This is a genomic window from uncultured Sphingomonas sp., from assembly GCF_913778135.1.
In the GTDB taxonomy this organism is placed as follows: Bacteria; Pseudomonadota; Alphaproteobacteria; order Sphingomonadales; family Sphingomonadaceae; genus Sphingomonas.
On sequence record NZ_CAJYVU010000184.1, the window covers coordinates 1 to 3,951 of the forward strand.

General features: G+C 66.7%; 4 protein-coding genes. All 4 read right to left on the reverse strand.

Going from position 1 to position 3,951, the window contains the following annotated elements:
• Positions 1-104 precede the first annotated feature (104 nt).
• Genes scpA through QZ847_RS16060 form a run of 4 tightly spaced genes read right to left on the reverse strand, consistent with a single transcriptional unit; the run spans position 105 to position 3,823 of the window.
• Entirely contained in the window at positions 105-2,345 is a 2,241-nt protein-coding gene (gene scpA, locus QZ847_RS16045) for a methylmalonyl-CoA mutase (RefSeq protein WP_294358458.1), read from the reverse strand.
• Between the two features lie 22 nt (positions 2,346-2,367).
• Entirely contained in the window at positions 2,368-3,156 is a 789-nt protein-coding gene (locus QZ847_RS16050) for an enoyl-CoA hydratase-related protein (RefSeq protein ID WP_294358461.1), read from the reverse strand.
• Between the two features lie 14 nt (positions 3,157-3,170).
• Complete coding sequence (gene mce, locus QZ847_RS16055; protein ID WP_294358464.1) at positions 3,171-3,602, reverse strand: methylmalonyl-CoA epimerase; 432 nt, start codon at positions 3,600-3,602, stop codon at positions 3,171-3,173.
• Between the two features lie 8 nt (positions 3,603-3,610).
• Positions 3,611-3,823: a hypothetical protein gene (locus QZ847_RS16060; RefSeq protein ID WP_294189329.1), complete on the reverse strand. Its 213-nt coding sequence runs from the start codon at positions 3,821-3,823 to the stop codon at positions 3,611-3,613.
• Between the last annotated feature and the right edge of the window lie 128 nt (positions 3,824-3,951).

Genomic DNA, 3,951 nt, shown 5'->3' on the forward strand with positions numbered 1-3,951 from the left:
GCGATAGGTCGCGTTCAGCTGCGCGTCGGCGGCGTGATAGTCGCTGGCGGACTGCGCCGCGGCGGGGATGGCGAGCATAGCGCCCGCAACCAGAATCAGTGTCTTCATTCCGCTGCCTCGCTTTCAGTTGGCATGTTGTGGCCGAGCAGGCGGAGCACTTCCTGCGCCGCCGCGATCAGATTGGTACCGGGACCGAAAATCGCCTGGACGCCCGCGTCGCGCAGCGCCTGGTAGTCCTGCGCCGGGATGACCCCGCCCGCGATAACCTTGATGTCGGGCCGACCTGCGTCACGCAGGTGGCCGATCAGTTCGGGAATCAGCGTCTTGTGTCCCGCCGCGAGGCTGGAGGCGCCGACCACGTCGACGTCCTTCTCCAGCGCCAGCTCGCTCGCTTCCTTCGGCGTCTGGAACAAGGGACCTGGCACGATCTCGAAGCCCAGATCGCCGAACATCGACGACACGAGGTTCGCGCCGCGATCATGGCCGTCCTGCCCCATCTTGGCGACGAGCATCCGGGGCTTGCGCCCCAGCCGCCGCTCGGTCGCGGCGACACCCTCCTCCAGCCGCGCCCAGGCGACGTCACCGTCATACGCGCCGCCGTAGATGCCCTTGACCGGCGTCGGCTGCGTACCAAAACGGCCGAACACGTCCTCCATCGCCGAGGAAATCTCGCCCAGCGTCGCGCGCGCACGCGCACAGGTCACCGCGAGTTCGAGCAAATTGCCGTCCCCGCGCGCACCTTCGCGCAGCGCATCGAGCGCCGACCGGCACGCCGCCTCGTCGCGCTTCGCCTTCATCTCGTTGATGCGACGCACCTGCGCCTCGCGCACCGCGTGATTGTCGACGTCGAGGATCTCGATCTCGTCCTCGTTCTCCTTGCGGTATTTGTTGACGCCGACGATCACGTCCTCACCCCGATCGACGCGCGCGGCGCGCGCGGCCGAGGCTTCCTCGATCATCGCCTTGGGCCAGCCCGCCGCGACCGCCTTGGCCATCCCGCCCTCAGCCTCGACACGCTCGATGATCGCCCAGGCGCGGTCGACGAGGTCCTTGGTCAGCGCCTCGACGTAATAGCTGCCGCCGAGCGGATCGACGACGTTCGTCATGCCGGTCTCCTCCTGGATCACCAGCTGCGTGTTGCGCGCGATCCGGGCAGAGAAGTCGGTGGGGAGCGCGATCGCCTCGTCGAGCGCGTTGGTGTGGAGCGACTGCGTGCCGCCCAGCATCGCCGCCATCGCCTCGATCGTGGTGCGCATGACGTTGTTGTACGGGTCCTGTTCGGTCAGCGACACGCCGCTGGTCTGGCAATGCGTCCGCAGCATCTTCGACCGCTCGTCGCGCGCGCCAAGGTTGGTCATCACACGATGCCACAGCACGCGTGCAGCGCGCAGCTTCGCGATCTCCATGAAGAAGTTCATGCCGATCGCGAAGAAGAAGCTCAGACGCCCGGCGAACTTGTCGATGTCGAGCCCGCTCGCAACACCGTATTTCACATATTCCATGCCGTCGGCGATGGTGAAGGCGAGTTCCTGCACCTGCGTCGCCCCCGCCTCCTGCATGTGATAGCCGGAGATTGAGATCGAGTTGAACTTCGGCATCTCACGGCTGGTGTAGCCGAAGATGTCCGAGATGATCCGCATGCTCGGCTCGGGCGGGTAGATGTAGGTGTTGCGAACCATGAACTCCTTGAGGATGTCGTTCTGGATCGTCCCGTCGAGCAGCCGCCGCTCAACCCCCTGCTCCTCGCCTGCGACGATGAAGAAGGCGAGGATCGGGATCACCGCGCCGTTCATCGTCATGCTGACGCTCATCTGGTCGAGCGGGATGCCGTCAAAGAGGATCTTCATGTCCTCGACGCTGTCGATCGCGACGCCTGCCTTGCCGACATCGCCGGTCACGCGCGGATGATCGCTGTCGTAACCGCGATGCGTCGCCAGATCGAACGCGACTGATAGCCCCTTCTGCCCTGCCTTCAGATTGCGGTGGTAGAAGGCGTTGGACGCTTCCGCGGTCGAGAAGCCGGCATATTGCCGGATCGTCCACGGGCGACCCGCGTACATTGAGGCGCGCACCCCGCGGGTGAAAGGCGCAAAACCGGGTAGTCCCGGCTCCCACCCTTCCACGTCGTCGGCGGTGTAGAGCGGCTTGACCGCGATCCCCTCGGGCGTGTCCCATGTCAGGTCGCGACCCTTGACTTCCTTCGCCGCCGCCTTCGCCCAGGTGTCGAGCGACGGTGCGGGCGGGGGTGCCGCGACCTCGGTCGGCGTCGCCTGGGGCTTGGGCGCGGCTCCAGCGTCCTCGCCGGTGTTCTGCTCGATGGTCGAATCGCGTTGGTGGTCGGTCATGTCGCTTACTCGCTTGATCGGTTCACGCGCCGGTGAAGGCGGGCTTGCGCTTCTCGACGAAGCTTGCCGCGCCCTCGCGCGCGTCGTGCGTGTTGCCTGCCGTCCGCTGCCCCTCGGCTTCGGCGCGCAGTACCTCGTCGAACGACCCGTCGAGCGCGGTCATCAGGTTGCGCCGCATTGCGGCCAGCGCAACGGTAGGCCCCGCCGCGAGCCGTGTGGCAAGCGTGAGCGCCTCCTCCATCAGTGCCGCATCGTCGACCGCGCGGTAGATCAGCCCCCAGTCGGCCGCCTGCTCGGCGCCGATCCGCTCGCCTAGCATCATCATCTGCGTCGCACGCGCGCGCCCGATCGCGCGGGCGAGCAGCCACGACGAGCCGCCGTCGGGCACCAAACCGATGTTGACGAAGGCCTGGAGGAAATAAGCACTCCTGCCCGCCAGCACGAAGTCGCCCGCCAGCGCCATCGAACATCCGATCCCGGCCGCCGCGCCGTTGACCGCGGTGACGACCGGCACGGGCGAGCGCAGCAACTGGCTCATTACCGGATTGTAGACGTTCATCAGCGCGTGGTGGCTCGCGTTTCCGCCCGACACCGCCGAGCGTTCGCCGCGCGCCTGTAGATCGGCGCCCGAACAGAAGGCGCGCCCCGCACCCGTCAGCAGCACCGCGCGCGCGCCCTGCAGGTCATACAGCGCCTCGGTCACTTCCTGCGCAAGTTCGAGCGAAGCGGCGTTCAGCCGCTCGGGACGGTTGAGCGTGATGACGAGCACATCGCCCTTCCGCTCGGTGACGATCGTCCGGTAACCGGTCATGGCAACGCTCCCGCTCAATGATCGCCCGCGTGCGCGTTCTGGGACGCTTCCATCAACTCGACCAGCAGCCCGCCGAAATCTTTCGGGTGGACGAACACGATCGGCGTGCCGTGCGCCCCGATCCGCGGCTCGCCGAGCACGGTCGCGCCTTGTGCCTTCAGATGCGCGACCGCGGCATGAATTTCGGGCACCTCAAAGCAGACGTGATGCTGCCCGCCGGCCGGGTTCTTCTTGAGGAACCCCGCAATCGGCGAACTGTCGTCATATGGCTCGATCAGCTCGATCTGCGTATTGGGCGCATCGACGAAGCAGACGCGCACGCCCTGTGCGGGCAGGTCGAACGGCTCGCCGATCGCGTCGGCACCCAAAAGGCTGCGATAGGTTTCAACCGACCGCTCGATCGACGGCGTCGCGACGCCGACGTGGTTGAGGCGCCCCAGTGTCATGCCGGCGGTCATTCCTCGATCCTCCGTTGCCGCGCTGCCATTGCCGCGCCCTCGATGATGCCTTCCAGCCGGCTGACGCGGTCGCGAAGCTCGCCATGTGCTTCGGCGAGACGCGACACGCGGGTGTTCATCGCCGCGATGTCCCTCCCGAGACCGTCGATCTGCTCCTTGAGCGTGAAGATCGTCTTGATCGCATTCAATGCGCGCTCACCCGCGCTCATGCCCCGCCACCTAGAATCGCATCGACGCGAGCACAGGTGCGCGCGATGTCGGCGCGCATCGCAGCGATTGCCGCCGTCATCTCCCGCACCGCATCCTCGACCATCGGCACGATGGCGTCGAGTTCGTC

Bases quoted from the DNA above. Each gene is read 5' to 3' on its own strand.
- QZ847_RS16050 (WP_294358461.1), bottom strand. From the start codon at position 3,156: ATGACCGGTTACCGGACGATCGTCACCGAGCGGAAGGGCGATGTGCTC.
- mce (WP_294358464.1), bottom strand. From the start codon at position 3,602: ATGACACTGGGGCGCCTCAACCACGTCGGCGTCGCGACGCCGTCGATC.
- QZ847_RS16060 (WP_294189329.1), bottom strand. From the start codon at position 3,823: ATGAGCGCGGGTGAGCGCGCATTGAATGCGATCAAGACGATCTTCACG.
- scpA (WP_294358458.1), bottom strand. From the start codon at position 2,345: ATGACCGACCACCAACGCGATTCGACCATCGAGCAGAACACCGGCGAG.